The following is a 25,337-nucleotide window of genomic DNA, read 5'->3' as shown; positions in this document are numbered from 1 at the left end:
TCCTCCCCCTCCGGCCCCAGGCGCGTCAGCGGTCTCGTCAACTTACGCGGACGCGGCACCGGGCCTGGGCCGGTGCGTCGCGCCGGGCGGCAACAGCGGGCCGCAGGACCACTGTTGGAAGATGAGCCGGGTCTCGACCCTGGCCACCTCCTTGACCGAGGTGAACTCGTCGAGCACCAGCCGCTGGAGGTCCGCCGCGTCCGCGACCGCCACGTGGACCAGATAGTCGTCCGGCCCGGTCAGATGGAAGAGCGCCCTCGACTCCGGAAGTTTCCGGACCCGTTCCACGAACGGCCCGATCAGCTCCCGCCGGTGCGGACGCACCTGCACCGAGAGCAGCGCCTCCAGCCGTCGGCCGAGCCTGCTGGGATCCAGCCGCAGCGCGTGGCCGAGGATCACCCCGCTGCGGCGCAGCCGGGCCACCCGGTCCAGGCAGGTGGAGGGCGCGACCCCGACAGCGGAGGCGAGATCGCGGTACGTGGTCCGGGCGTCGTTCTGGAGAATCCGCAGAATCTCCAGATCGACCGGATCCAGAGCGACGGAATCCGACATCGGCCGAACGTAGCACGGCAGTTCAGGGCTTCCGGCCGATCGTCATTCAGCATCCCTCTCATGGACACACCATCGCGTTCGCTGGCCACCGAGGCTGTGCACGCCGGTCGCGAGGACCTCGCGGCTCTCGGTCTGCACGCCGTACCGCTCGACCTGTCGACGACCTACCCCTCCCGCGACAGCAGGGGAGAGGCCGCCCGTATCGACGAGTTCGCCGCGACCGGGGCGAGGCCCGAGGGGCCGCCCGTCTACGCCCGGCTGGACAATCCGACCGTCGCGCGTTTCGAGGACGCCCTCGCCCGGCTGGAGGGCACCGAGTCCGCTGTCGCCTTCGCCAGCGGAATGGCCGCCCTCAGCGCCGTACTGCTGGTGCGCGGCTCCGCCGGACTGCGCCACGTGGTCGCTGTACGCCCCCTGTACGGGTGCAGCGACCATCTGCTCGGCAGCGGCCTGCTGGGCACCGAGGTCACCTGGACCGACCCGGCCGGGATCGCCTCCGCCATCCGGCCCGACACCGGCCTGGTGATGGTGGAGACCCCGGCCAACCCCACCCTGGCCGAGGTGGATCTGCGGGCCGTCGCGCACTCCTGCGGTTCGGTGCCGATCCTCGCCGACAACACCTTCGCCACCCCCGTGCTCCAGCGCCCCGCCGAGAGCGGCGTGCGGCTTGTGCTGCACAGTGCCACCAAGTACCTGGGCGGTCACGGCGACGTCCTCGGCGGCGTCGTCGCCTGCGACGAGGAACTCGCCCGCGGGCTGCGGCAGATCCGCTTCGCCACCGGCGGCGTGCTCCACCCGCTGGCCGGCTATCTGCTGCTGCGGGGCCTCGCCACCCTGCCGGTACGCGTACGGGCGCAGTCCGCCTCGGCGGCCGAACTCGCGCGCCGGCTCTCCGAGGATCCCCGGGTGAGCCGGGTGCACTATCCGCGCATCGGCGGTGCGATGGTCGCCTTCGAAGTCGCGGGCGACCCGCACGGGGTGATCGGCGGCGTGGACCTGATCACCCCGGCGGTGAGCCTGGGCAGCGTCGACACGCTCATCCAGCACCCGGCCTCCATCAGCCACCGCATCGTCGAGGAGGCGGACCGGCGCAGCGGCGGCATCAGTGAGCGGCTGCTGCGGATGTCCGTCGGGCTGGAGGACGTGGAGGACCTGTGGGCCGATCTGGACCGGGCGCTCAGCGCGACGGCTGCGCCGGCACGGCAGCAGGAGCGAGCGGCGCGCTGATGACCACGGTGCCCTCCTCGAACTGGTAGTCCAGCGGGAGGCCGAGGCCGCGCATCGCGGCGATCATCGCCGTGTTGCCCGCCCGGGTGACGGCGTAGACGCTCTCGCTGCGCGCCTCGACGGCCAACGCGATGAGCCTGCGCAGCAGTTCGGCGCCGATCCCGCGCCCCTGCCACTCGTCCTCCACGATCAGGGCGACCTCGGTCTCCTCGCCGTCCCACAGCAGATGCCCCAGCGCCACCAGATGCCCGGCGGCGGTCTCGACCGCGAGGGTGCGGCCGATCCGGGGCGAGAGCAGATGCCGCAGATAGCGGTCCGCGTCACCGACCGGACCGTGGTACCTGCTGTGCAGGGTCTGTGCCGAGCAGCGCCGATGCATCGCCCTGGCTGCGGGGACGTCCTCGGTGTCCGCCCGGCGCACGGTGATGGTGCCGCCCTCGGGCAGCTCGACGGCGTCCCGGCGGCGCGGCAGCCGTCGGCCGAGCCGGGCCTCCAGCTCCACCAGGGCCCTGGCGCGAGCGAACTCGCTCGGGGTGAACGGCAGATGGGGGCGTTCGACGACCAGGGTCCCGCCCGCCGGGTCGGGCAGCCGCAGCACGGTCTCCTGGAAGCAGGCCGCCGGGGGCGCGGCGGGACCGCAGGCGTCACCGGTCTGCTGCGCCGAGGCGGCCCCGTCCGCCTCCTGCGGCAGCGACCTGATGCGGCAGCGGCCGAGCAACTCCCGCAGCGCGCGCGGCAGTTCGGAGGAGTCCAGCGCCGTGCGGGTGGCCATCTGGAGAACTCTGGTGGGAGTGTCGACCAGGTCGTGGGTGTGGGCGCGCTCCAGCCAGGTGTCGGTGCCGCCCGCGCGCTCGACCGCCACCGACAGCGCGTCCCCTTCCACCCCGCCGGGGGCCCGCAACAGAAACTCGTCCACCGTCGCGCCGCCCAGCGGATGGGTCTGGAGCGCCAGGATGTCCACCCCGATCGCGGCCAGGGCCGTGCAGAGCGCGGCGAGCGCACCGGGCTCGTCCACCACCGTCGTACGCATCCGCCACAGCGCGGGCGGTGGTCCGCCCTCGCCCTCCTGCTCCCCGCCGTGCTCGTGCTTACCGGTGCGGTGCGCTGCCCCGCCCTCCGATGTGCTGGTGCCCATCGCGTTACCCGTCGTCTCCTTCGTATCGTCGTCCGTCGGGCCGAAGGCCCTTCGGGGCCGGTGCGGGCGCCCCGCCGCCCGGATGCTGCGACTGAGCGCGGCCTGGCAGGCGTACGACCCCGCCGCGGCGAGCGCCGCCGACGCGAGCGCGGTCAGGAGCGCCGTCTGCTCCGCTGGGTACCCCGTCCACACGACGGCGAGTGCCGCCCCCGCACAGAGCGCCGCGACCCGGCCGGGGCGGCGCGCGGAACCGGACACGGGCCGCCCGCCGAGGGGGAGCGGTCCGCCCCCGGCGGTCTGATCGGAAGATGCGTCAGCCATCGGACCACTCTCGCGCGCGGCTGTTGCGCGGCCGACAAGGCGCCGTGACCGATGCGTTAAGGGCGCTCGGCCCTTTCCGGCGCACACCGCGCAGCCGGCTGCGGCGCACACTACTGCCCGACGCGCCCGGGCTGGAGCTCCTTGGCGAAGAGCACCTCGCCGCCCTGTTCGCGCAGGCGCACGGTAAGTGCGCCCGACTGTCCGTCGATGTCGACCTGCCCATAGAACTGACCACCTTGTGAGGGAGGCACATTGGCTTCCGCTGGTGCCTTCACGAACGGTTGCGAGGGCCCGAAGGTTCCGTCGAGTTCGAGCGCGGGGAAACCGCCCGCGTGCAGCGGTCCGGTGACGAACTCCCAGAACGGTTCGAAGTCCCCGAAGGCCGCCCGGGACGGGTCGTAGTGCTGAGCCGAGGTGTAGTGCACGTCCGCCGTCAGCCACAGGGTGCCGGTGATCCGCCGGTGCTTGATGTGCCGCAGCACCTCCGCGAACTGAAGCTCGCGGCCGAGCGGCCGACCGGGATCGCCCTGCGCGACCGCCTCGTAGTCCTGATCCCCGTCGGTCACCACCAGCCCCAGCGGCATATCGCAGGCGATCACCTTCCACATCGCCCGCGACCGCGCCAACTCCTTCTTCAACCAGCGCAGTTGGCGTTCACCCAGCGCGCCCCGGCGCTCGTCCACCTGCCTGCCGGGGGAGTTGGCGTTGCGGTAGGTGCGCAGATCCAGTACGAAGACGTCCAGCAGGGGGCCGTGCCGCACCACCCGGTAGACCCGCCCCTCCGGATCGGCCGCCGGCAGCGTCTCGATCGGGAAGTACTCCGAGAACGCGCGCCGGGCCCGCGCCGCCAGCACGTCGACCCGGGTCTCGGTGTACCGCTCGTCCTCCAGGATCTCCCCCGGGTACCAGTTGTTGGTCACCTCGTGGTCGTCCCACTGCGCGATCATGGGCACTTGTGCGTTGAAGCGCCGCAGGTGGTGGTCCATCAGGTTGTAGCGGAAGTTGCCCCGGAACTCGGCGAGTGTCTCGGCGACCTTGGACTTCTCCTCCGTCGTCACGTTCCGCCACAGGCCGCCCTCGGGCAGCGCCACCGTCGGTTCCAGCGGGCCGTCGGCGTAGATGGTGTCACCGCTGTGCAGGAAGAAATCGGGATCGATCCCGCGCATCTCCTCGAAGATGGTGAACCCGTCGCGGTCGGGGTTGATGCCCCAGCCCTGCCCGGCCACGTCCCCCGACCACAGGAAGCGCACATCCTGGCGCCGCCGGTCGGGAGCGGTGCGGAACGTCCCCTCCACGGGTCTGCCGCTGCGGCGCGGGTCGTCCGGATCGCTCAGCGTGACGCGGTAGTGGACCTGCTCGCCCGAGGGAAGTCCGGAGAGCGAGGTGCAGCCGGTGAAGTCGGTGCCGGGTCCCACCACCGGACCTCGCCAGCGCCGCACCCGCCGGAAGGACTCGGTCGCCGAGGTCTCGACCGTGACCCGTGCGGGGCGGTCCGAGCGGACCCACACCAGACCGGACGAGCCGGTCACGTCGCCCACCTGTACGCCCCACCGCGCGGCGGGCCGACCCGCCCGCACCTGCGCGGGAGCGGAACCGGCGAGCGGGATCGGAAGAGCGAGGGCAGCGCCGGCCGCGAGCGACCCCCGCAACAGGGCCCGCCGCGCGGTGCCCGCGGCGGGGGAGGGGGCCGACGGGGCGGAAGAAGGTGCGGAGTCGCTGTGCGCCATGAGCAATCCTCCGGAAGGAGACGAAGACGGCGGCCAACACAGGCCGCAGGCACGGGAATTGTCATCGAACACGGCGCGGGGCAACAGAGGGCGGCACCGGGGTGAAGCGCAGATGACCTGGACGGCGCAGAGCCGCACTGCAAGCCCTGCGCGCTCTCCGCGTCGCGGTCGCCGTATGGGTTGCCGCGTGCGAACGGCCGAAAATAGGCTCGCCACCATGCCTCCAGAGCCCACCCGCACCCGCACCCGTCTGAGCGCCGACGAACGCCGCCGGCAGCTGATCGGCATCGGGCTGCGGCTGCTGGTGGACCGGCCCATCCACGAGCTGTCGATCGACGAGGTCGCCGCCGAGGCGGGCATCTCCCGGGGCTTGCTCTTCCGCTACTTCCCGACCAAGCGCGACTACTACTACGCGGTCGTCGAGGCCGCCGGCCGCCGACTGCTGAAGCACGCCAAGGCCCCGGAGACGGGCACCTCCCAAGAGCGGGTCCGCGGCATCGTGACCGGTTTCGTCAGCTTCGTCCAGCGCCGGCGCACCAACTACGTGGCGCTGGTACGGGTCGCTGCCGGCGGTGACCCGCTGGTGCTGAAGGTCTTCGAGGGACACCGGAGGACGATCGCCGAGAGGGTGCTGGCCGCAGCTGAGCAGGAGCGGCCCACGGCGTTGACCTCGCTCGCCGTTCGCGGCTGGCTGGCGATGGCAGAGGAGATGGCCGTGGAGAGCACCGAGGAGGTCGTTCCCGCCGAGGAGCTGATCGACTTTCTGGTGGTCAACCTCGACCGGGTCCTGGACCTCTCCCGCGCCACGGCGGGCTGACGCCGGCCCGGGGCCGAGGCGCGTCGTGGCCCGGGCCCTTCCCGCCCGCCGCTGTCCCGGCGGAACGATCCGGTCCACGCTATTGAGCATTGCTCAACAAGCCACTAGCCTCCGTACTCCGCGCCGCCGAACCGCCGTCCGGGCGGCGACGGACGACTGCCGACCGACCGAGAACCGACCGACGAGCGAGACGGGCCGACTCACCGTGGACTTCGCACTCTCCCCCCGGGCACGTGACTACCAGGCGCGCGTCCGCGACTTCATCCGGACCGAGATCGAACCGCGCGAGGCCGAGTACCATGCGGCGCTGCGCGCCCTGCCCGATCCGTGGACCCGGCTCCCGGTGGTCGACGAGCTCACCGCCAGGGCCAGGGACGCCGGCCTGTGGAACCTCTTCCTGCCCGACGAGCGGCACGGCGCCGGGCTCGACTGCCTGGAGTACGCCCCGCTCGCCGAGGAGATGGGCCGTTCCTTCCTCGCCCCCGAGGTCTTCAACTGCAACGCCCCCGACACCGGCAACGCCGAGGTCCTCCACCAGTACGGCAGCCAGGAACAGCGCTCCCGCTGGCTGGAGCCGCTCCTGGAGGGCCGCATCCGCTCGGCCTTCTGCATGACCGAACCCGACGTCGCCTCCTCCGACGCCACCAACATGGCCGCCACCGCCGTCCTCGACGGAGACCGGGTCGTGCTGAACGGCCGCAAGTGGTGGAGCACCGGGGTCGGGCACCCAGACTGCCGATTCGTCATCTTCATGGGCGTCACCGATCCCGACGCCCACCGGCACTCCCGCCACACCATGGTCGTCGTCCCCACCGACACCCCCGGCTTCGCCGTCGAGCGGATGCTCCCCGTCCTCGGCTACCTCGACGAGCCCTACGGCCACGGCGAAGTCTCCTTCACCGACGTCGTACTGCCCGCCGACGCGATCATCGCCGGTCCCGGCCGCGGCTTCGAGATCGCCCAGGGCAGGCTCGGCCCCGGACGCATCCACCACTGCATGCGGCTGATCGGCCTGGCCGAGCGCGCCCTGGAACTCGCCTGCGAACGCGCCGTCACCCGTACCGCGTTCGGCAAACCGCTCTCCAACCTCGGCGGCAACCGCGAACGCATCGCCCGTGCACGGATCGCCGTCAACCAGGCCCGGCTGCACGTGCTGCACACCGCCTGGCTGCTCGACCGGTCCGGCCCGCTCGGCGCCTACGACGCGCTCTCCCAGGTGAAGGCGGCCGTACCGGCGATGGCCTGCGAGGTCATCGACATGGCGATCCAACTCCACGGCGGCGCGGGCCTCTCGGACGACTTCCCGCTCGCCGCCGCGCTGGCAGGCGCCCGCGCGCTGCGCCTGGCCGACGGCCCCGACGAGGTCCACCTCGGCGTCGTCGCCCGCACCGAACTGCGCGCCCACCGCGAGGCCGCCGAGAAGGAGAACCGATGAGCCTGCGCGTCCTGATCACCGGCGGTTCGAGCGGCCTCGGCCGTGCGCTCGTCGCGCGCTACCTCGCCGACGGGCACCGCGTGCTCGTCGGCGACCTGCTGCCGCCCGAGGAGCCGGGCGGAACCGAGTACGTGAAGCTGGACGTCACCGACCCCGAGGACTGGCGACGGGCACGCACCTGGTGCGAGACGAACTGGGGCGGCCTGGACCTTCTGGTCAACAACGCCGGAGTGGCCGCCGCCGGCCGGCTGGAGAGGATCGAACAGGACGACTGGGACTGGATCCTCGACATCAACCTGCACGGCACGGTCCTCGGCTGCCGCACCTTCATCCCGCTTCTCAAGGAGCAGGGCAGCGGGCACCTGGTCAACGTGGCCTCTCTCGCCGGGCTGATGAACCTGCCCGGGATGTCCTCCTACAACGTCTCCAAGGCCGCCGTGATCTCCCTCACCGAGACGCTGCGGCACGAGCTGGCGCCCTGGCACATCCGTACCAGCGTGATCTGCCCCGGCTTCGTGCCGACCCGCCTCAACTCCGGCCTCCGCAGCCCCGATCCGGTACTCGCCCGGCTCGCGGACCACCTCATCCGGCACGGCTCGCTCACCCCCGAGCAGCTCGCCGACCGTGCCGTGCGCGCCGTGGCCAAGGGCCGCTTCCTGATCAACACCCACCGCGAGGGCCGGATCGCCGTGGCCGTCAAACGACTGCTCCCCGCGCTGGCGGACCGCCGCATCGCCCGCCAGTGGCTGCGCACCAAGGCCAAGCTCGACGCCCAGGACCGCGAGGCAGCGCAGTCCACCGCCGCAGCCGACACCGCCGCAGCCGACACCGCCGCGGGCGTCGTCCCCGCGGGCAACACCGCCGCGGACGACGCCCCGGCCCGCACCGGCTCCGAGCACACCGGCCCCGAGAAAGGCGTGCGCGAGGACATCGCCGCCGACGGCCGGTCCGCCGCGACGGGCGGCACCGCCCCCGACACCCCGCGCGGGACGGCGCGATGAGCGAGGGACTCGGACAGGTACGGGCCGAGGACGCCTTCGACACCGACCGCGTCACCGCCTGGCTGGCGGAGCGGCTGCCGGAGGTGAGCGGAAACCCCACTGTCACCCAGTTCTCCGGCGGCGCGTCCAACTTGACGTATCTGCTGCGCTACCCGGACACCGAGCTGATCCTGCGCCGACCGCCGAAAGGCGGCAGATCCTCCACCGCGCACGACATGGCCCGCGAGTACCGGGTCCAGCAGGCGCTGCGCCCCGCCTTCGGGAAGGTACCGAACGTACGGGCGCTGTGCCGGGACCAGGAGGTCATCGGCGACGAGTTCTACGTGATGGACCGGGTGCCGGGCGTCGTACTGCGGCGCAACCCGCCCGCGGGCCTGGACCTCGGCCCCGCCAGGGCCCGCGCACTGTCCGAACGCTATGTCGACACTCTGATCGAGCTGCACCGGGTCGACCCCGCCGGCACAGACCTCGCGGACCTCGGCCGAGGGCCTGGCTATGTCGAGCGCCAGGTCGAGGGCTGGACCCGGCGGTACGCCCGCGCACGCACCTGGAACACCCCGAGCTTCGCCCGCGTCTCGCGCTGGCTCGCCGACAACCGTCCCGACGACGTCGCCGCCCGCGTCATTCACAACGACTGGCGCCTGGACAACCTCGTCCTGGAACCCGACTCCCTGGAGGTCGCCGGGGTACTGGACTGGGAACTGGCCACGGTGGGCGACCCGTTGATGGAGCTCGGCAGTGCGCTGGCGTACTGGGTGCAGGCGGACGACGACCGGATGGCCCGCTCCACGCGGCGCCAGCCCAGCCACCTCCCGGGCATGCTGACCCGCGCCGAACTGGTGGAACGCTACCGTCGTGGCACCGGCCTGCCGGTGGAGAACTGGGTCTTCTACGAGGTGTTCGGCATGTTCCGCCTCGCCGGTATCGCCCAGCAGATCTACCACCGCTACCACCACAGGCAGACCCGCAACCCGGCCTTCCGGCATCTGTGGCTCGCCGTCAACTACCTTGACCACCGCTGCCGTTCGAGGATTCGCGCGGCGGAGTCCGGTCCTGCGCGCAGGAGTTGACGCGCGCCGGAGGCCTACCGCTCCCTCGTGAAAGGCACCAGGCAATGCCCGTCATCCATCTCGTGCGCCACGGACAGGCGTCCTTCGGCGCACAGGACTACGACGCGCTCTCGGACACCGGCCGGGCCCAGGCCGCCGTGGTCGGACGCGAGCTGGCACGCCGGACGCCGCGCGACCCCCTGCTGGTCTGCGGCACCCTGCGCAGGCAGCGCGAGACCGCCGAACTCCTGGCCGGAGCAGGCGGCTTCGAGAGCGCCCTGCGCACCGACGCCCGTTGGAACGAGTACGACCATCTGCGTCTGCTCGACCGCCACGGCCCCGCGGCCACCGAGGGCCCCGGCAGCTCCGCAGACTCCGAGGGCGCCGCGCGCGAACGTGCGCACAGCGCCGCTCCGAGCAGCTCGCGCGAGGTCCAACAGATGCTGGACGCGGCACTGTTGCGGTGGATCGAGACGGACGTGCCTGCGGCGGACGAGGACGGTTGGCCGCGGTTCAGCGAGCGCGCCGGCGAAGCCCTGACGGACCTCGCGGCTGCCCTCGCAGCTTCCCCGGCCCCCGGTTCAGCCCCCGGCCGCGCGACCGCTGCCCGCGACGCCGTCGTCGTCACCTCGGGCGGGGTGCTGGCCGCGCTGTGCGGGCGACTGCTGTCGCTGCCGGCCACCGCGGTGGTGGCCGTCAACCGCGTGATGCTCAATGCCGCCGTGACCACGGTGCTCCTCGGACGCTCCGGCGCCACCCTGCTCGCCCTCAACGACCACGCCCATCTCAGCGGCGAGCAGCAGGCCCTGCGCACCTACCGCTGACTGCACGCCCGCCCTTCGGCAGACCCCAGCCCGACCGCAGTCCTCCGCCCCCCCAGCCCGCGCCCACACCCACCAGAGGAGAACCGCCCATGCGCGCAGTACAGGTGTCCACGCTGGACGGCCCCCGGTCCGTCGCGGTCGCCGAGGTCGACGACCCGCAGGCCGGTCCCGGCCAGGTCCTGATCGAGGTCCACGAGGCCGGAGTGGCCTACCCCGACGTGCTGTTGACGCGCGGCGAGTACCAGCTGAGGCCCGAACCCCCGTTCAGCCCCGGCTCCGAGGTCGCCGGTGTCGTACGCAGCGCCCCGGACGACAGCGGCCTGACCGCCGGCGACCGGGTGGCCGCGTTCCCGGGGTTCGGCGGCTTCGCCGAACTGGTCGCCGTCGACGTCCGAGCCGTCTTCCCGCTGCCCGACCGGCTCTCCTTCACCGCCGCCGCCGGGCTGCCGATGAACTACCTCACCGTGCACTTCGCCCTCACCCGCCGCGGGGGCCTGCGCGCGGGGGAGACCGTACTGGTGCACGGCGCCGCCGGCGGGGTCGGCACCGCCGCCGTGCAGCTCGCCCGTGCGCTCGGCGCCCACGTCATCGCCGTCGTCTCCACCGACGCCAAGGCCGACGCGGCGCGGTCCGCGGGGGCGCACGAGACCGTGCTCGCGGACGGGTTCCGGGCCCGTGTCGCGGAGTTGACCGGCGGCAGGGGAGTGGACATCGTCGTCGACCCGGTCGGCGGCGACCGCTTCACCGACTCGCTGCGCAGCCTCGCCCCCGAGGGACGGCTGCTGGTCGTCGGCTTCACCGGCGGCGAGATCCCCACCGTGAAGGTCAACCGGCTGCTGCTGAACAACATCTCGGTGGTCGGGGTCGGTTGGGGCGCCTTCTGGCTGGCCCGTCCCGACTACCTGCGCGCACAGTGGGAGGAGTTGCTGCCGCTCCTGGAGTCCGGTGCGATCGTTCCTCCGCCCGGTCCCCGCCACAGCCTCGACGAGGCCGCCGACGCCCTGGCCCTGCTCGACGAGCGCCGCGCCACCGGCAAGGTCACCCTCCGGCTGCGCTGACCCGGCACCGCGCGACAGACGCGCCCGCCGCCGCACACTTCGGGGCGCCCCGAAACACGGGGCGCCCCGAAGTGCCGTACGCGACAGGTCACTTCACCGCGTCCTGGAACTCCTTCATCGCGATCACCGAGCTCTCCTGCGGCATGGTGATGCGCAGGTCCTCGCCGAAGGAGTCGTAGCTCGTGGTGCTCTTGCGGTCTCCGTGCTCGGAGTCCATGCGCAGCACCAGCGCCCTGCCCTTCGCCGCGACCTGGTACACGTCCTTGTTGCCCTGGGACTCGGCCACCAGGGCGGTGGTGGCCTTGCCGCCGACCTCGTCGTTCAGCTTCTCGTCCAGCTTCGCGCCGGGGAAGATCTCGTACAGCCGGTTGCAGCTGCCGCCGGCGGTGGTGCTGACGTACTTGTTCTCCAGGTCCTTGGGCACCTGGACCTTCTGGCCCTTCTGCGCCAACTGGGCGGAGACGAGCGCGGTGCTGGTGTAGAGCGTGCCCTCCGAACAGAACATGTCGGTCGTCGCCAGCTCGGGCGCCGAAACCCGGATGCGCAGACCCTGCTCCGGATCCACCCACATCTCCTGCTGCCCGCCCTCGAAAGCGGTGCTGCTGCCCTTGGCGCGGAAGGAGGTCGCACCCATCTCCTTGTTCACCGCCTTCACCAGCTCCTCGGCGGAGCGGCCACCGGAATCGGCGCCCTTGTCGGCGGACCCGCTCGACCCGTCCTCACCGCCTCCGCAGGCCGAGAGCAGAACGGCGGTGAGCGCGGCGGCGACTGCGATACCCGAAGTACCCCGTCGTGACATGGTGCTGATCCTCCTGTGGAACGCGGAAAGTGATCCCCCTGCTGCAGACGAGCAGCGTACGACACCTGTGCCGCCCCGCTCACCCGCAGTAGTCGCGCCGGGCAACACACGTACCGCCAAAGGGTCTTGGGCAGGGCTCACACCGGCGAAAAGGGCACAGCCGTACGACGTCGCGTGCGTCCCCGTGCCGCTGTCACGCGGTCGCCCCGCCCGGTGCTTCGCGCCGTACCGCTTGCGCGGTCCTGGGTTCAGCTGTCCTCGTAGCGGATCGCCGGGTCCAGGAACATCTGGATGTAGCCGCACTGCGCGCACACCAGCCCGGTGGCCGCCCTGTTCGCCCAGTCCAACCCCATGAACGACATGCCCGTGGTGTTGAGCTTTATCTCGCGCCGGTCGAATTGGTCGAACCGACAGAAGACACAGCTGACCTGCTGCTCGTTCACATACGCCCGTGCCGTCATTTCCGCCCGCTCCCTGGTCGCCGCCGATCCCGGCCGCCGAGAATGCGTGGCGGGCCGCACCGCCAGACGTTACCGCCGCGGCCCCGCGCCCCGTCGGGCGCGCCCCGTCTCCGGGCACCTCAGGCGGCCGGCGGGCCGCCTCCCGATCGGGACAGCACCGTCCGCGGCGGGCCGTACCGCCCGATCCGGACAGCACCGTCCGAGCGGGACGCGCCTCGCCGCCGACGGGGCGTCAACTCGCGCCTTCCGCAGGCCCGTACGCCCCGGCCCGCTTCCCCGCGGCGTCGCCGCCGCACGCAGGGGGGCCCGGGTACGGTCGGCGGACCAGGCGCGACCAGCACCACCAGCCGAAAGGAACCGCGGATGAGCCGGCCCGGCAGGACCAGGAGCCCCAGAAGAATGGTGATCGTCGGGGGCGACGCCGCCGGCATGTCCGCCGCGTCCCAGGCCCGACGGCTGTGCCCGCCCGAGGAGTTGGAGATCGTCGCCTTCGAACGCGGCGACCACACCTCCTACTCCGCCTGCGGCATCCCGTACTGGGTCGCCGGTGACGTCACCGATCGCGACGAGCTGGTGGCCCGCAGTCCCCAGGAGCACCGGGAGCGCGGCATCGACGTGCGTACCCGCACCGAGGTCACCGCGCTGGACGTCCAGGGCTCGCGGGTGCGCACCCGCGAGGGCGGCAGCGGCCGGGAGGAGTGGACCGGCTACGACGAACTCGTGCTGGCCACCGGCGCCCGGCCCATCCGGCCGCCGCTGCCCGGCATCGACGCCGAGGGCGTGCACGCCGTACAGACCCTCGGCGACGGCGAACGCCTCCTGGCCGACCTCGCCGCGCTCGACCGCCGCCGCGCCGACGAGCGGCCGCGCGCCGTGGTCGTGGGAGCCGGCTACATCGGGGTGGAGATGGCCGAGGCCCTGCTGCGCCACGGCTACCGCGTCACCCTCGTCGACCGGGCCGAGGAGCCCATGACCACCCTCGACCCGGACATGGGCGCCCACGTCCGCGAGGCCCTGAACCGCCTGGAGGTGGCCACCGCACTCGGCTCGGCCGTCACTGGCCTGGAGACCGACGCGGAGGGCCGGGTACGGGCTGTCACCACCGAGACCGACCGCCACGAGGCCGAACTGGTCGTCCTCGGCATGGGCGTGAGGCCGCTCACCGACCTCGCCCGGGACGCCGGCCTGCCGCTGGGCGACAGCGGGGGAGTGCTGACCGATCTGGCCATGCGGGTGCGTGGGCACGACAACATCTGGGCCGCCGGCGACTGCGTCGAGGTGCTGGACCGAATCACCGGTGCCCACCGGCACATCCCGCTCGGCACCCACGCCAACAAGCAGGGCCAGGTCGTCGGACGCAACATCGGGGGCGACTACGCCACCTTCCCCGGCGTGGTCGGAACCGCCGTCAGCAAGGTGTGCGAGCTGGAGATCGGTCGCACCGGGCTGCTGGAGGCGCAGGCCCGGGCTGCCGGGCTGCGCTGGGTCACCGTCACCGTCGAGGCCACCAGCCGCGCCGGCTACTACCCCGGCGCCGCTCCGATGCGCGTCAAGCTGCTCGCCGAACGCCGTACCGGCCGTCTGCTGGGCGTGCAGATCGTCGGACGCGAGGGCGCGGGGAAACGGGTCGACATCGCGGCGGTGGCGCTGACCGCCGGAATGACCGTCGAGCAGATGACCATGCTGGACCTCGGCTACGCGCCGCCCTTCTCACCGGTGTGGGACCCGGTCCTGGTGGCCGCGCGCAAGGCCGTCTCGGCGGTGCGGGAGGCCGGCTGAGCCCACCGGCCTGCCCGCCGTGCCCGCGCACCGGTAGCGCCCGCACCGCGCACCCGCTGCGTTGTGGCACCCGGACTCCGATCGGGTGCCACAACGGCCGCCCGCACCCGCGACGTTCGTGAGAGCCTGGCAGGGCTGTGCCGGCCACGCCGTGACCTGGTTCTTCTCGTCGCAGTGGGCCGGACACCGGGACCCTGGACGAGGAGCGCTGATGACGCAGGAAGTACGAGCCGTGGTGGCGCCGGGCAAGAACGAGCCGGTGCGGGTGGAGACCATTGTCGTGCCCGACCCGGGGCCCGGCGAGGCGGTGGTCGACATCAAGGCGTGCGGTGTCTGCCACACCGACCTCCACTACAAGCAGGGCGGGATCAACGACGAGTTCCCGTTCCTGCTCGGCCACGAGGCGTCCGGCGTCGTGGAGTCGGTGGGCGAGGGCGTCACCGAGGTCGCTCCCGGCGATGTCGTGATCCTCAACTGGCGCGCCGTGTGCGGCCGTTGCCGCGCCTGCGAGCGTGGCCGCCCCTGGTACTGCTTCGACACCCACAACGCCAGGCAGCCCATGACCCTGACCGACGGGACCCCGCTCTCCCCGGCGCTGGGCATCGGCGCCTTCGCCGAGAAGACGCTGGTCGCCGCGGGGCAGTGCACCAAGGTCGACCCGGCGGTGGACCCGGCCGTCGCCGGGCTGCTCGGTTGCGGGGTGATGGCCGGCATCGGCGCCGCCATCAACACCGGACAGGTCGGCAGGGGCGACAGCGTCGCGGTGATCGGTTGCGGCGGAGTCGGCGACGCGGCCGTGGCCGGAGCGCGACTGGCCGGAGCGGCCCGGATCATCGCGGTCGACGTGGACCCCCGGAAGCTGGAGACCGCCCGCACCTTCGGCGCCACCCACACCGTGGACGCCACCGCCACCGACCCCGTCGAGGCGATCCGGGAGGCCACCGGAGGCTTCGGCGCGGACGTCGTCATCGAAGCCGTCGGCCGCCCCGAGACCTACGAACAGGCCTTCTACGCAAGGGATCTGGCCGGCACGGTCGTCCTCGTCGGAGTGCCCACCCCCGACATGAAGCTCCAACTGCCGCTGCTGGACGTCTTCGGCCGGGGAGGCGCGCTCAAGTCCTCCTGGTACGGCGACTGCCTGCCCTCCCGCGACTTCCCCATGCTGATCGACCTGCACCAGCAGGGACGCCTGGACCTCGCCTCCTTCGTCACCGAACGCATCGGCCTGGACGACGTGGAGGCCGCGTTCGACCGGATGCACCGCGGCGACGTCCTGCGCTCCGTGATCGTCCTCTGACCCGCACCGCAGCCCGGACACCCGTCCGGGCCCGCGGCCCGGCCGCCCCCGCTCCGCCGCGGGGACGGGGGCGGCCGGATGCCCCGCCGATGCGGTGACGCCCCGTACCCGCATCGGGCATAATCCACGGGCCACACGCACCGCCCGCGCGTTCGTCGACCCGAAGCGCGACCGGTTGCCCGACCACCGGGCGTACCGGGCCCACCAGGCCCGCCCCGCCCGTCCACTCCGCCCCACAGGGAGGAAGCCCGACCATGCCCGACCACGGTCCTCAACCGGTGGAGCGCCTGCTGCCCACCGACGAAGCCAGGGATCTCCTCAAGCTCGTCCGCGATCTGGTGGAGCGCGAGATCAAACCGCCCGCCGCCGAGGAGGAGGAAGCCGGCCGCTTCCCGCGCGAGAGCTTCGCCCTCATGTCGCGCACCGGTCTGCTCGGCCTCCCCTACCCCGCCGAACACGGCGGCGGCGAGCAGCCCTACGAGGTGTACCTCCAGGTGCTGGAGGAGCTGGCCGCCGCCCGTCTGACGGTCGGACTGGGCGTCAGCGTCCACACCCTGGCCTGCCACGCTCTCGCCGGCTTCGGCAGCCGGGAACAGCGCAAGAGCCGGCTGCCCGACATGCTCGGCGGCGGCCTGCTCGGCGCGTACTGCCTCTCCGAACCCGCCTCCGGTTCCGACGCCGCGTCCTTGCGCACCCGTGCCGTGCGCGGCGGCGACGACTGGGTCATCGACGGCACCAAGTCCTGGATCACCCACGGCGGAGTCGCCGACTTCTACACCGTGCTCGCCAGGACCGGCGAGCCCGGCCCCCGAGGCATCACCGCCTTCCTGGTCCCCGGCGACGCCGAAGGGCTGACCGCCGCCGTCCCCGAGCGCAAGATGGGCATGAAGGGCTCACCGACCGCCCAGCTCAACTTCGACGGCGTGCGCATACCCGACAGCCGCCGCCTGGGGGAGGAGGGGCAGGGCTTCTCGATCGCGCTCGCCGCCCTGGACTCCGGCCGGCTGGGCATCGCCGCCTGCGCCGTCGGTGTCGCCCAGGCCGCGCTCGACGAGGCACTGACCTACACCGCGCAGCGCCACCAGTTCGGCCGCCCCGTCGCCGACTTCCAGGGACTGCGCTTCATGCTGGCCGACATGGCCACCCAGATCGAGGCGGGTCGCGCGCTGTACCTCTCCGCCGCCCGACTGCGCGACCGGGGCGAACCGTTCTCCCGGCAGGCCGCCATGGCCAAGCTGTTCTGCACGGACGCCGCGATGCGCGTCACCACCGACGCCGTCCAACTCCTCGGCGGATACGGCTACACGCTCGACTTCCCCGCCGAACGTCTCATGCGGGAGGCGAAGGTGCTCCAGATCGTCGAGGGCACCAACCAGATCCAGCGGATGGTCATCGCCCGCCACCTGGCGGGCCCCGAGAGCCGCTGAGAGTCGCGACTGGGGCGGTGCGGCACTCCCGGGTGCCCGCCGCCCCGTTCATGCGTCCGACGGCCCGTCAGCCGCTCGCGTCCCAGCCCGCTCTCGCGTCCCGCCTGCTCTCGCACCTCAGCCGCCTCGGGCGCGTCACCGTGCTCCGAGAGCTTGCGGTCCGGACACCGAACCGCCCACGGCGACCACAGCCGGGCGCGCCACCGCTCCGTGCTCACACCGGCAGCACACCCCGTATCGGCCCGGCCCCGCCGCACCCGCACAGCCGCGTGCGGCGAACCCGTTCCCTCGCGACCGCCGGCACCGACATCGTGCCGGCGCCCCGCCGTCGACCCGCGCCCCGCAGAGGGACCGCGCGGAATCCGGCCAACCGCTCAGCCGCGCCGCGCCTGCGCGGGCACCACGGGCCCCGCGTGCGAGAACGGCTGGGTGCGCCAGTCGAGCCCGGCCGGCAGCGTCAGCAGCACCGCCGCGTCCTGCTCGGCGACCTCCCGCTCGTCCGTCGCCTCGGCCCGGGCCGAGGGCGTACCGGAGGCCCGGCACACCGTCATCCCGAACGGCTCGTGGGCGGTGGGCAGCATCGCGTGCTCCGGCAGCTGCTCCTCGTCCGCCAGCAGGCCTATCCGCTGACCGCACTCCGGGCACAACACCCGGTAGATCTCCAGGAGTTCGTGAGCCTCCTCGACGTCCGCGACCAGCTCGGCGGTTGCCGTGACTTCGGACCGGGACGACTTCGTCGTACGCATCTGTTCCCCCTCTGGGTTCCCGAACCGGGCACCCGGCCCGGCCAACCGAAGCACTTCCCGTCGCCCCACCCCGGTAACCGCGCAGGGCGACCACTGTCCGGACCCTGCGTGTGTCCTTCGTCACACGAGATGAGCGGCGCCGCAGCTGGCGTGTGTTCCCTCGTCACCCTGAGTGTGCCGGACCGCCCCGGGCGCAGTAGGTTTTGCTGCTGTGGAGCAGCTGGATCGAGAAATTGTGGAACTGCTCGTCAAGGACGGGCGGATGAGCTACACCGACCTGGGCAAGGCCACCGGCCTGTCCACCTCGGCGGTTCATCAACGCGTACGGCGACTGGAGCAGCGCGGCGTCATCAAGGGCTACACCGCCCTGATCGACGCCGAGTCCGTCGGGCTGGCCATGACCGCGTTCATCTCGGTCAAGCCCTTCGACCCCAGCGCTCCCGACGACATCGCCGAACGGCTCGCCGGCATCGAGGAGATCGAGGCCTGCCACAGCGTCGCCGGCGACGAGAACTACATCCTCAAGGTGCGCGTCGCCACCCCCACCGAGCTCGAACTGCTCCTCGCCAGGGTGCGTTCGGTGGCGGGCGTCTCCACCCGCACCACCGTCGTCCTCTCCACCCCCTACGAGGCCCGCCCGCCGCGCCTGTGACCCTGCCGTGCCGCTGACCACGGCCGGCGACGCTGTGGCAGGCCTCGATCTCCTCGATGCCGGCGAGCCGTTCGGCGATGTCGTCGGGAGCGCTGGGGTCGAAGGGCTTGACCGAGATGAACGCGGTCATGGCCAGCCCGACGGACTCGGCGTCGATCAGGGCGGTGTAGCCCTTGATGACGCCGCGCTGCTCCAGTCGCCGTACGCGTTGATGAACCGCCGAGGTGGACAGGCCGGTGGCGGTGGTGTGCACGTGTGCGTCCGTGAACGCGGGAGTGACCAGCGCCCCGTCGAGGTGCTGGACCTCGTCGACGCCGTCGGCGAAGGAGTCCGCAGCGCCCTCGGAGCCGACCCAGGCGATGCGGTCGCCGCGTACCACCATGGCGGTGGCGAACGGGTCGGCGGGGCTGTGCACCTCGCCGCCGCGCAACGGAGCGCGCGCCGCAGGCGGGAGACTGTCCCCATGAGCGACACCACCCCCGTCAGCGACACCCGTACCCTCCTGCTGCGCGGCGGCGAGGTGCACAGCCCCGCCGACCCGTTCGCCACCGCCATGGTGGTACGCGGCGACCGCATCGCCTGGGTCGGCTCCGAGGGCGCTGCGGACTCCTTCGCCGACGGCGTCGACGAGGTCCAGCACCTCGACGGGGCGCTGGTCACTCCCGCGTTCACGGACGCACACGTGCACACCACCGCCACCGGCCTCGCCCTCACCGGTCTCGACCTCGGCGACGCCCCCACCCTGGACGCCGCCCTCACCCGCGTACGGCAGTACGCCGACGCCCATCCCGACCACCGCATCCTCCTCGGCCACGGCTGGGACGCCACCGCCTGGCCCGAGCAGCGGCCCCCCTCCCGGGCGGAACTCGACCGCGCCACCGGCGGACGACCGCTCTACCTCAGCCGTGTCGACGTCCACTCCGCCCTCGCCACCACCGCACTGCGCGCCATGGCCGCCCGGCTCCCCGAGGAGAGCGGACACCACCCCGAAGGCCCGCTGACCGCCGACGCGCACCACCGCGTACGAGCCCTCGCCCTGGACTCCGTCAGCCCCGCCCAACGCGCCGACGCCCAGCGCGCCGCACTGCGCCGCGCCGCCGAGCTCGGCATCGGAACCCTTCACGAATGCGCAGGGCCGCAGATCTCCGGCGAGGACGACCTCACCGCGCTCCTCGCCCTCGCCGCACAGGAATCCACCCCCCGCGTCGTCGGCTACTGGGGCGAACTCCTCACCCACGCCGACCAGTTGGACCGCCTCGCCGACCTCGGTGCGCACGGCGCCGGTGGCGACCTCTTCGCCGACGGCTCACTCGGTTCGCACACCGCCCACCTGCGCGCCCCCTACACCGACCACGACCACACCGGCACCGCCCACCTCACCGCGGACGACATCGCCACCCACGTCGCCCTGTGCACCGAGGCAGGCGTCCAAGCCGGCTTCCACGCCATCGGCGACGCCGCCCTGGACGCCGTCGTGCACGGCGTACGGGAAGCCGCGCGGCGAACCGGCCTCCCGCGTGTACGCGCCCTGCGCCACCGAGTGGAACACGCCGAGATGCTCGACGGCACCGCCATCGCCGCCTTCGCCGAACTCGCCCTCACCGCCTCCGTGCAGCCCGCCTTCGACGCCCACTGGGGCGGCGATGACGGCATGTACACCACCCGTCTCGGCGCCCGCGCCCGCGGCCTCAACCCCTACGCCGCCATGCAGCGCGCCGGCGTCCCGCTCGCCTTCGGCTCCGACAGCCCCGTCACCCCGCTCGACCCCTGGGGCACCATCCGCGCCGCCGCGTTCCACCGCACACCCGAGCACCGGATCTCCGTGCGCGGAGCCTTCACCGCCCACACTCGGGGCGGCTGGCGGGCCGCGGGGCGGGACGACGCCGGGGCGCTCGTCCCCGGAGCACCCGCCGACTACGCCCTGTGGAGGGTCGGCGAACTGATCGTCCAGACCCCCGACACCCGCGTCGCCAACTGGTCCACCGACCCCAGGTCCGGCACCCCCGGCCTGCCCGACCTCACGCCCGGCCGCGAACTGCCCGTCTGCCTGCGCACCGTCGTCGCCGGCAGAACCGTCCACCGGCGGCCGAACGAGTGATCGCAGCCCGGCGGATACGCCGAACGATGCCCGCCACGCCGACCCCGTCCGCCCCAACCGCTCGGCACTGACCTGCTGATTCGCCGAAACGCCGCAGCTCACACGGGTGTTGACAGACGCCAGTCGAAGCCCGATAGGTTCGGCGAGTCCACCACAGGACGTCCGACCGCGAAACTTCCGCGCAGTCGTCGCATGCCGCTGGGCCAACGTGGGGTGCGAGGTACCAGCACACCGCCACAGAAAGCCAGGTCCAGCGCCCACGGCCGGGGGCGGAGCGTTTCGAGCGGTCGGCAGGTGCGACCCGGGTGGGGCCCGGACGCTCAGTAGACAACGGCTCTCGGTCGACCCGCAGCCAGCGGGTCCCAGGTCGGCCCGAAGGGCACCGGGCCCCGATCCGCAGTCCATTCCGCGCCCTTCGCGCGCCACCCTCCACCCAGTCGTTACGGCACCCGGATCCCAGCACGGCCCGCCTCGTTGTACGGTCGCTATTCACCAGCTCACCGACCTGCAAGGAAGACCGTGCCACCGGGCCCCGACACCACCGCCGACAACGGCCACCGCCACCCGCCGGCCGTCGCCGACGCGTCCGGCGAGGACACACCCTCCGCCGGCGGGCCCCCGCGCGCCCGGAGCGAGAGCCGCGGCGCGCGCTTCGCCAGGCGCTGCCGCACCGGCGCACCCCGCACCCTGGCCGCCGCCCTGGCCGGTCTCGCCCTGGCCGCGGCGTTCCCGCCCTACGACGTGTGGCCGCTCTCGCTGCTCGCCGTCGCGGCCCTCAGCCTCCTCACCCACGGCCGCGGACTGCGCCAGGCGGCCTGGACCGGCCTGGTGTTCGGCCTCGCCTTCTTCCTCGGCCTGCTGAAGTGGCTGCACGTCATCGGCTGGGACGCCGTCATCGGCCTCTCCCTGCTCCAGGCGCTCTTCCTGACCGCCCTGGCCACCGGCCTCGCCCTCGTCTCCCGGCTGCCCGCCTGGCCGCTGTGGACCGCCTGTCTCTGGGTCGCCGAGGAGTGGGCCAGAGACCGGATACCGCTCGGCGGGTTCCCCTGGGGCCGACTGGCGTTCGCCAACACCGGCTCGCCGTTCACCCCGCTCGCCGCACTCGGCGGCGCCCCGCTGGTCACCTTCGCCGTCGCGCTGTGCGGCGCTCTGCTCGCCGCCGCGGGCCTCGCCCTGTGGCGCGGACGCGAGGGCGCCGCCCGCCGGCCCGGCCGGAAGACGCTGCGCACCGCCGCACCGCCCGCCGCAGCCGCACTCGTCGTGAGCGCATGCGGCTTCCTGGTGCCGATCCCCACCGACGCGGACGACACCGTCGAGATCGCCGTCGTCCAGGGCAACGTCCAACAGCCCGGCATGGACTTCCTCGGCCGCCCCATGATGATCCTCAACAACCACGTCGAACCCACCGTCCAACTGGCGAAGGACATCGAGGCCGGCCGGGCGGAACAACCCGACCTGGTCATCTGGCCGGAGAACGCCTCCGACCTCGACCCGCACCGCTTCAGCGAGGCACGCGAGGCGATCGACCGAGCCGCCAAAGCCGTCGGCGTACCGATACTCGTCGGTGCGCTGGTCGACCACCCCACCAAGGAGGGGTACGTCGAGAACCAGGGCATCGTCTGGGACCCTGCGACCGGACCCGGCGCCTCGTACACCAAGCAGCATCCCGTGCCGTTCGGCGAGTACGTCCCCTACCGCGAGCAGCTCAGCAAGATCATCACCCGGCTCGACCGGGTGCCCCGGGACTTCTGGCCCGGGGAGGGCAGCGGCGTGCTGCAGGTCGGCCCCGCCCGGCTCGGCGACGTCATCTGCTTCGAGGTGGCCTACGACGAGATCGTCCGAGACACCGTCACCTCCGGAGCGCGGGCGCTGGTCATCCAGACCAACAACGCCACCTACGGCAACACCGGCCAGCCCGAGCAGCAGCTGGCCATGTCCCGTCTGCGTGCCATGGAGCACGGACGGGCCATCGTCACCGCCGCGCCCAGCGGCATCAGCGCGATCGTCGCACCCGACGGCACAATCGAGCAGCGCACCGAAGAGTTCACCCAGGACGTTCTGACCGGAAGCCTTCCGCTGCGCGACGACATCACCGTCGCCGACCGCGTGGGCCCGGCACCGGAGTGGATCGTGGCCTTCATCGGCCTCCTCTCCTGCGCCGCCGCCGTGGCAGCAGGTCGACGCGGACGTACGCAAGAGAAGGGGCAGCAGCAGTGACGAACGCCGGAGCCAGGCCGCAGGGGCCGATCGGCAAGGTCCTCGTGATCATCCCGACCTACAACGAGGCCGACAACGTCGAACCCATCGTGCGACGAGTGCGCAAAGCCGTGCCCGAAGCGCACATCCTGGTCGCCGACGACAACAGCCCCGACGGCACCGGCAAGCTCGCCGACGAGCTGGCCGCCGCCGACGACCGGGTCCACGTGCTGCACCGCAAGGGCAAGGAGGGCCTGGGCGCCGCGTACCTCGCCGGTTTCGCCTGGGGCAAGGACAACGGTTACGACGTGCTGGTCGAGATGGACGCCGACGGCTCGCACCAGCCGGAGGAACTGCCCCGTCTGCTCACCGCGCTCGGCAACGCCGACCTCGTGCTCGGCTCCCGCTGGGTGCCCGGAGGACGCGTGGTGAACTGGCCGAAGTCCCGCGAGTTCCTCTCCCGCGGCGGCAGCGCCTACTGCCGCGCCTTCCTCGGCGTCTCCGTCCGTGACGTCACCGGCGGCTACCGCGCCTTTCGCACCCACACCCTGGAGGCCCTGGACCTGGCCGAGGTCGCCTCCCAGGGCTACTGCTTCCAGGTCGACCTCGCCCACCGTGCGGTGCGCCAGGGCTTCCAGGTCGTGGAGGTGCCCATCACCTTCGTCGAACGCGAACGCGGCGACAGCAAGATGAGCAAGGACATCGTCTTCGAGGCGCTGTGGCGGGTTCCGGCCTGGGGCGTGACCTCCCGAGTCAACCGACTGCTCGGACGCAGGCACAATTGACCCATGACGACAGGCGATCCCACTCCGTACGAGAGACCGCGTGAGCAGTCCGACACTCCCCGGGCACCCCGGGGAGCCTCCGGCGCCACCCCCCGCCCTCGGGGAGTCCGCCGGTTCCTGCCACTGCTGGTGGCCGCCTGGGCGGTGCTCGAGGTCTGGCTGCTGATACAACTCGCGGGCCCCATCGGCCTGTTCGGTGTCGTGCTGGTACTGGCCGCCGGGTTCGTCCTGGGCGCGGTGGTGATCAAACGAGCCGGACGCAGGGCCTGGCACAACCTCGCCGAGACGCTGCAGCCGGGCTCCACCGGCGCCGCGCCCGACAGCGAGAACCGCCGAAAGGGCGGCGGCAACGGCCTCGCCATGCTCGGCGGCCTGCTGCTGATGCTCCCCGGTCTTGCCTCGGACGTCCTGGGCCTGCTGTGCATCTTCCCGCCGACCGCCGCGCTCATCCGGCGAGCAGCGGGCCGCAGCTTCGCCGGCGGCGGACTGGCGGACGCCGTCCAGCAGGCACGCAGCGCCCAGGAACAGGTGCGCATCCACCGCCCGGACGGCAAGGTCGTAACCGGCGAGGTGATCCGCGAGGACGAGCCGGGGGGCAAGCCCGAGGACGGCGACGGAGCCACCGGCCAGGGCCCGACCCGCCCCTCAGCCCGCCGACCCGGATCTCACCGGGTCGGCGGGCTGACTGCCTCACACCTCAACAGGCCTGCGGCCTCATGGACCTAGGCGCTCTTGCGGCTGTCGCGCGGATGCACCGCGATGTTCATCGCGCCGGAGCGGAGCACTGCCAGCCTCTCGGCCAGCACCTCCTCCAACTCCTCACGCGTACGCCGCTCCATGAGCATGTCCCAGTGCGTACGCGCCGGCTTGGTCTTCTTCTCCTCAGGGCCCTCGCCGTCCACCAGCAGGGCCTGGATGCCGCATACCTTGCACTCCCACTCGGCCGGGATTTCGGCCTCGACGGAGAACGGCATCTCGAAGCGATGGCCGTTCTCGCATGCGTACTCCACCGCCTGGCGTGGGGCCAGATCGATACCGCGGTCCGTCTCGTAGCTGGTCACCACGAGTCGCGTGCCGCGCAGAGCTCGCTCACTCATGAATAGTGCCTCCCGGGCTTGTCGCCCACAGGACAGATGTCGCTGTCGTCGTCATCCGGTCAACGTCCGATCGGCGGTGATGATTCCCGTTCGGGAGAAACGTCGCCCGTCGTGCCGCCATACCTGTACCCGTCGACGCCCGTTTCGTCACATCAATGAAGATATGTCGCCCTGAGTTGCTGAAGAGAGCGCTGCAGTAACGGGCCCAGCCGACGGACCAGAGGCGTACACTACCGCCCCCGGCGGCCCACGCCTAAATCCGGGCCGGAGGAGTGTTGCCCACCGCTCGCATCGCCCGGCCGACCGGCACCTTGAGCAGCAGGACAAAACCCAGCACAAAAAAGACGATCAGCGAGATGATCGCGTCCCGGTAGCTACCGGTCAACTGGTACACCACACCGAACAGCAGCGGACCCAACCAGCTCGTACCCCGATCACTGACCTCGTACAGCGCGAAGTACTCCGCCTCCTTGCCCGCCGGCACCAGCTGCGCGAACAACGAACGCGACAACGCCTGACTGCCTCCCAGCACCATGCCGATCGCCGCCGCCAGCGCGAAGAACCACAACGGCTCCCCGGACGGCAGGAAATACCCCGCACCCACCGTCACCGTCCACGCCACCAGCGAACCGAGAATCGTGCGCTTCGCACCGAAGACCTCCGCCAGCCGCCCGAGCAGCAGCGCCCCCGCCACCGCCAGCACCTGCACCAGCAGGATCGCGCCGATCAACGTCGTCTGGTCCATCCCCAGCTCCTCCGAGCCGAAGACCGACGCCTGCGTGATCACCGTCTGAATACCGTCGTTGTACAGCAGGAACGCCGCCAGGAACAGCAGCGTCAACGGGTAGCGCCGC

Annotated in this window: 23 protein-coding genes and 1 pseudogene; 15 read left to right on the top strand and 9 right to left on the bottom strand. The window is 72.3% G+C overall.

The window, feature by feature from the left end:
• Nucleotides 1–42: 42 nt before the first annotated feature.
• Nucleotides 43–552: an Lrp/AsnC family transcriptional regulator gene (locus JGS22_RS21085; RefSeq protein WP_211041319.1), complete on the bottom strand. Its 510-nt coding sequence runs from the start codon at nucleotides 550–552 to the stop codon at nucleotides 43–45.
• 60 nt (nucleotides 553–612) lie between these two features.
• Here JGS22_RS21085 and JGS22_RS21080 point away from each other — a divergent pair, with 60 nt between their 5' ends.
• Entirely contained in the window at nucleotides 613–1,779 is a 1,167-nt protein-coding gene (locus JGS22_RS21080; protein ID WP_211041318.1) for a trans-sulfuration enzyme family protein, read from the top strand.
• On the opposite strand, the gene JGS22_RS21075 is transcribed toward JGS22_RS21080, so the two are convergent.
• Nucleotides 1,730–3,235 carry a GNAT family N-acetyltransferase gene (locus JGS22_RS21075; RefSeq protein ID WP_211041317.1) on the bottom strand — a complete coding sequence of 502 codons (1,506 nt, stop codon included), beginning with the start codon at nucleotides 3,233–3,235 and terminating at the stop codon, nucleotides 1,730–1,732. The genes JGS22_RS21080 and JGS22_RS21075 overlap by 50 nt on opposite strands.
• A gap of 110 nt (nucleotides 3,236–3,345) precedes the next feature.
• Nucleotides 3,346–4,962 carry an alkaline phosphatase D family protein gene (locus JGS22_RS21070; RefSeq protein ID WP_211041316.1) on the bottom strand — a complete coding sequence of 539 codons (1,617 nt, stop codon included), beginning with the start codon at nucleotides 4,960–4,962 and terminating at the stop codon, nucleotides 3,346–3,348.
• Between the two features lie 217 nt (nucleotides 4,963–5,179).
• Here JGS22_RS21070 and JGS22_RS21065 point away from each other — a divergent pair, with 217 nt between their 5' ends.
• The 6 genes from JGS22_RS21065 (at nucleotide 5,180) to JGS22_RS21040 (ending at nucleotide 11,146) form a co-directional block, all read left to right on the top strand.
• A complete protein-coding gene (locus JGS22_RS21065; protein WP_211041315.1) occupies nucleotides 5,180–5,779 on the top strand; it encodes a TetR/AcrR family transcriptional regulator in 600 nt (199 codons plus the stop codon).
• Between the two features lie 205 nt (nucleotides 5,780–5,984).
• Complete coding sequence (locus tag JGS22_RS21060; protein ID WP_211041314.1) at nucleotides 5,985–7,214, top strand: acyl-CoA dehydrogenase family protein; 1,230 nt, start codon at nucleotides 5,985–5,987, stop codon at nucleotides 7,212–7,214.
• The gene (locus JGS22_RS21055; RefSeq protein WP_211041313.1) at nucleotides 7,211–8,215 is read left to right on the top strand and encodes an SDR family NAD(P)-dependent oxidoreductase; all 1,005 of its coding nucleotides are present in this window, start codon (nucleotides 7,211–7,213) and stop codon (nucleotides 8,213–8,215) included. The genes JGS22_RS21060 and JGS22_RS21055 overlap by 4 nt, the downstream gene beginning before the upstream one ends.
• On the top strand, nucleotides 8,212–9,285 hold the full coding sequence (locus JGS22_RS21050; RefSeq protein ID WP_211041312.1) for a phosphotransferase family protein: 1,074 nt from the start codon (nucleotides 8,212–8,214) through the stop codon (nucleotides 9,283–9,285). Before JGS22_RS21055 ends, JGS22_RS21050 begins: the two co-directional genes overlap by 4 nt.
• Nucleotides 9,286–9,329: 44 nt before the next feature.
• Nucleotides 9,330–10,088 carry a histidine phosphatase family protein gene (locus JGS22_RS21045; RefSeq protein ID WP_211041311.1) on the top strand — a complete coding sequence of 253 codons (759 nt, stop codon included), beginning with the start codon at nucleotides 9,330–9,332 and terminating at the stop codon, nucleotides 10,086–10,088.
• Nucleotides 10,089–10,177: 89 nt separating this feature from the next.
• Nucleotides 10,178–11,146, top strand: a complete 969-nt coding sequence (locus JGS22_RS21040; protein ID WP_211041310.1) for an NADPH:quinone oxidoreductase family protein — start codon at nucleotides 10,178–10,180, stop codon at nucleotides 11,144–11,146.
• Nucleotides 11,147–11,234: 88 nt separating this feature from the next.
• Here the strand turns inward: JGS22_RS21040 and JGS22_RS21035 are convergent, their stop codons facing one another.
• Nucleotides 11,235–11,945 (bottom strand): hypothetical protein, encoded by a 711-nt coding sequence (locus tag JGS22_RS21035; RefSeq protein ID WP_211041309.1) that lies wholly within the window; start codon nucleotides 11,943–11,945, stop codon nucleotides 11,235–11,237.
• A gap of 248 nt (nucleotides 11,946–12,193) precedes the next feature.
• Complete coding sequence (locus JGS22_RS21030; protein ID WP_211041308.1) at nucleotides 12,194–12,406, bottom strand: zinc ribbon domain-containing protein; 213 nt, start codon at nucleotides 12,404–12,406, stop codon at nucleotides 12,194–12,196.
• A gap of 399 nt (nucleotides 12,407–12,805) precedes the next feature.
• Between JGS22_RS21030 and JGS22_RS21025 the strand changes: the two genes are divergently transcribed.
• The 3 genes from JGS22_RS21025 (at nucleotide 12,806) to JGS22_RS21015 (ending at nucleotide 16,909) form a co-directional block, all read left to right on the top strand.
• Entirely contained in the window at nucleotides 12,806–14,185 is a 1,380-nt protein-coding gene (locus JGS22_RS21025) for an FAD-dependent oxidoreductase (RefSeq protein WP_236074233.1), read from the top strand.
• Nucleotides 14,186–14,396: 211 nt separating this feature from the next.
• Nucleotides 14,397–15,482, top strand: coding sequence for an S-(hydroxymethyl)mycothiol dehydrogenase (locus tag JGS22_RS21020; protein WP_211041306.1), 1,086 nt, complete (start codon nucleotides 14,397–14,399; stop codon nucleotides 15,480–15,482).
• A 254-nt stretch (nucleotides 15,483–15,736) separates the two neighbouring features.
• Complete coding sequence (locus JGS22_RS21015; RefSeq protein WP_211041305.1) at nucleotides 15,737–16,909, top strand: acyl-CoA dehydrogenase; 1,173 nt, start codon at nucleotides 15,737–15,739, stop codon at nucleotides 16,907–16,909.
• Nucleotides 16,910–17,283: 374 nt separating this feature from the next.
• Here JGS22_RS21015 and JGS22_RS21010 read toward each other — a convergent pair whose 3' ends face one another.
• Entirely contained in the window at nucleotides 17,284–17,655 is a 372-nt protein-coding gene (locus JGS22_RS21010; RefSeq protein ID WP_216815105.1) for a hypothetical protein, read from the bottom strand.
• Between the two features lie 211 nt (nucleotides 17,656–17,866).
• On the opposite strand from JGS22_RS21010, the gene JGS22_RS21005 reads away from it, so the two are divergent.
• Entirely contained in the window at nucleotides 17,867–18,307 is a 441-nt protein-coding gene (locus JGS22_RS21005; protein WP_211041304.1) for an Lrp/AsnC family transcriptional regulator, read from the top strand.
• 22 nt (nucleotides 18,308–18,329) lie between these two features.
• On the opposite strand, the pseudogene JGS22_RS26500 reads toward JGS22_RS21005, so the two are convergent.
• Nucleotides 18,330–18,548: pseudogene (locus tag JGS22_RS26500) on the bottom strand (Lrp/AsnC family transcriptional regulator); the annotation flags it as partial.
• A 222-nt stretch (nucleotides 18,549–18,770) separates the two neighbouring features.
• On the opposite strand from JGS22_RS26500, the gene JGS22_RS20995 reads away from it, so the two are divergent.
• The 4 genes from JGS22_RS20995 to fxsA all read left to right on the top strand — a co-directional run bounded on the left by JGS22_RS20995 (nucleotide 18,771) and on the right by fxsA (nucleotide 24,112).
• Nucleotides 18,771–20,405, top strand: a complete 1,635-nt coding sequence (locus JGS22_RS20995) for an amidohydrolase (RefSeq protein ID WP_211042961.1) — start codon at nucleotides 18,771–18,773, stop codon at nucleotides 20,403–20,405.
• A gap of 519 nt (nucleotides 20,406–20,924) precedes the next feature.
• The gene (lnt, locus tag JGS22_RS20990; protein ID WP_211042959.1) at nucleotides 20,925–22,622 is read left to right on the top strand and encodes an apolipoprotein N-acyltransferase; all 1,698 of its coding nucleotides are present in this window, start codon (nucleotides 20,925–20,927) and stop codon (nucleotides 22,620–22,622) included.
• The gene (locus JGS22_RS20985) at nucleotides 22,619–23,386 is read left to right on the top strand and encodes a polyprenol monophosphomannose synthase (protein WP_211042957.1); all 768 of its coding nucleotides are present in this window, start codon (nucleotides 22,619–22,621) and stop codon (nucleotides 23,384–23,386) included. Before lnt ends, JGS22_RS20985 begins: the two co-directional genes overlap by 4 nt.
• Before the next feature lie 3 nt (nucleotides 23,387–23,389).
• On the top strand, nucleotides 23,390–24,112 hold the full coding sequence (gene fxsA, locus JGS22_RS20980) for an FxsA family membrane protein (RefSeq protein ID WP_216815104.1): 723 nt from the start codon (nucleotides 23,390–23,392) through the stop codon (nucleotides 24,110–24,112).
• On the opposite strand, the gene JGS22_RS20975 is transcribed toward fxsA, so the two are convergent.
• Nucleotides 24,109–24,483 carry an RNA polymerase-binding protein RbpA gene (locus tag JGS22_RS20975; protein ID WP_211043787.1) on the bottom strand — a complete coding sequence of 125 codons (375 nt, stop codon included), beginning with the start codon at nucleotides 24,481–24,483 and terminating at the stop codon, nucleotides 24,109–24,111. The genes fxsA and JGS22_RS20975 overlap by 4 nt on opposite strands.
• A gap of 253 nt (nucleotides 24,484–24,736) precedes the next feature.
• The coding region (locus JGS22_RS20970) for an MFS transporter (RefSeq protein ID WP_216815103.1) at nucleotides 24,737–25,337 on the bottom strand (601 nt) is incomplete at its 5' end.

Source organism: Streptomyces tardus (assembly GCF_018101125.2).
Lineage (GTDB): Bacteria > Actinomycetota > Actinomycetes > Streptomycetales > Streptomycetaceae > Streptomyces > Streptomyces tardus.
The sequence above is the reverse complement of the archived record's forward strand: the minus strand, read 5'-3'. Positions and strand labels throughout refer to the sequence as shown.

Coding starts and splice junctions, on each gene's coding strand:
- JGS22_RS21080 (WP_211041318.1), top strand. CDS start 613: ATGGACACACCATCGCGTTCGCTGGCCACCGAGGCTGTGCACGCCGGT.
- JGS22_RS21075 (WP_211041317.1), bottom strand. CDS start 3,235: ATGGCTGACGCATCTTCCGATCAGACCGCCGGGGGCGGACCGCTCCCC.
- JGS22_RS21035 (WP_211041309.1), bottom strand. CDS start 11,945: ATGTCACGACGGGGTACTTCGGGTATCGCAGTCGCCGCCGCGCTCACC.
- JGS22_RS21030 (WP_211041308.1), bottom strand. CDS start 12,406: ATGACGGCACGGGCGTATGTGAACGAGCAGCAGGTCAGCTGTGTCTTC.
- JGS22_RS21050 (WP_211041312.1), top strand. CDS start 8,212: ATGAGCGAGGGACTCGGACAGGTACGGGCCGAGGACGCCTTCGACACC.
- JGS22_RS21045 (WP_211041311.1), top strand. CDS start 9,330: ATGCCCGTCATCCATCTCGTGCGCCACGGACAGGCGTCCTTCGGCGCA.
- JGS22_RS21025 (WP_236074233.1), top strand. CDS start 12,806: ATGGTGATCGTCGGGGGCGACGCCGCCGGCATGTCCGCCGCGTCCCAG.
- JGS22_RS21015 (WP_211041305.1), top strand. CDS start 15,737: ATGCCCGACCACGGTCCTCAACCGGTGGAGCGCCTGCTGCCCACCGAC.
- fxsA (WP_216815104.1), top strand. CDS start 23,390: ATGACGACAGGCGATCCCACTCCGTACGAGAGACCGCGTGAGCAGTCC.
- JGS22_RS21010 (WP_216815105.1), bottom strand. CDS start 17,655: ATGCGTACGACGAAGTCGTCCCGGTCCGAAGTCACGGCAACCGCCGAG.
- JGS22_RS20995 (WP_211042961.1), top strand. CDS start 18,771: ATGAGCGACACCACCCCCGTCAGCGACACCCGTACCCTCCTGCTGCGC.
- JGS22_RS21065 (WP_211041315.1), top strand. CDS start 5,180: ATGCCTCCAGAGCCCACCCGCACCCGCACCCGTCTGAGCGCCGACGAA.
- JGS22_RS21055 (WP_211041313.1), top strand. CDS start 7,211: ATGAGCCTGCGCGTCCTGATCACCGGCGGTTCGAGCGGCCTCGGCCGT.
- JGS22_RS21085 (WP_211041319.1), bottom strand. CDS start 552: ATGTCGGATTCCGTCGCTCTGGATCCGGTCGATCTGGAGATTCTGCGG.
- JGS22_RS20975 (WP_211043787.1), bottom strand. CDS start 24,483: ATGAGTGAGCGAGCTCTGCGCGGCACGCGACTCGTGGTGACCAGCTAC.
- JGS22_RS21070 (WP_211041316.1), bottom strand. CDS start 4,962: ATGGCGCACAGCGACTCCGCACCTTCTTCCGCCCCGTCGGCCCCCTCC.
- JGS22_RS21040 (WP_211041310.1), top strand. CDS start 10,178: ATGCGCGCAGTACAGGTGTCCACGCTGGACGGCCCCCGGTCCGTCGCG.
- JGS22_RS21020 (WP_211041306.1), top strand. CDS start 14,397: ATGACGCAGGAAGTACGAGCCGTGGTGGCGCCGGGCAAGAACGAGCCG.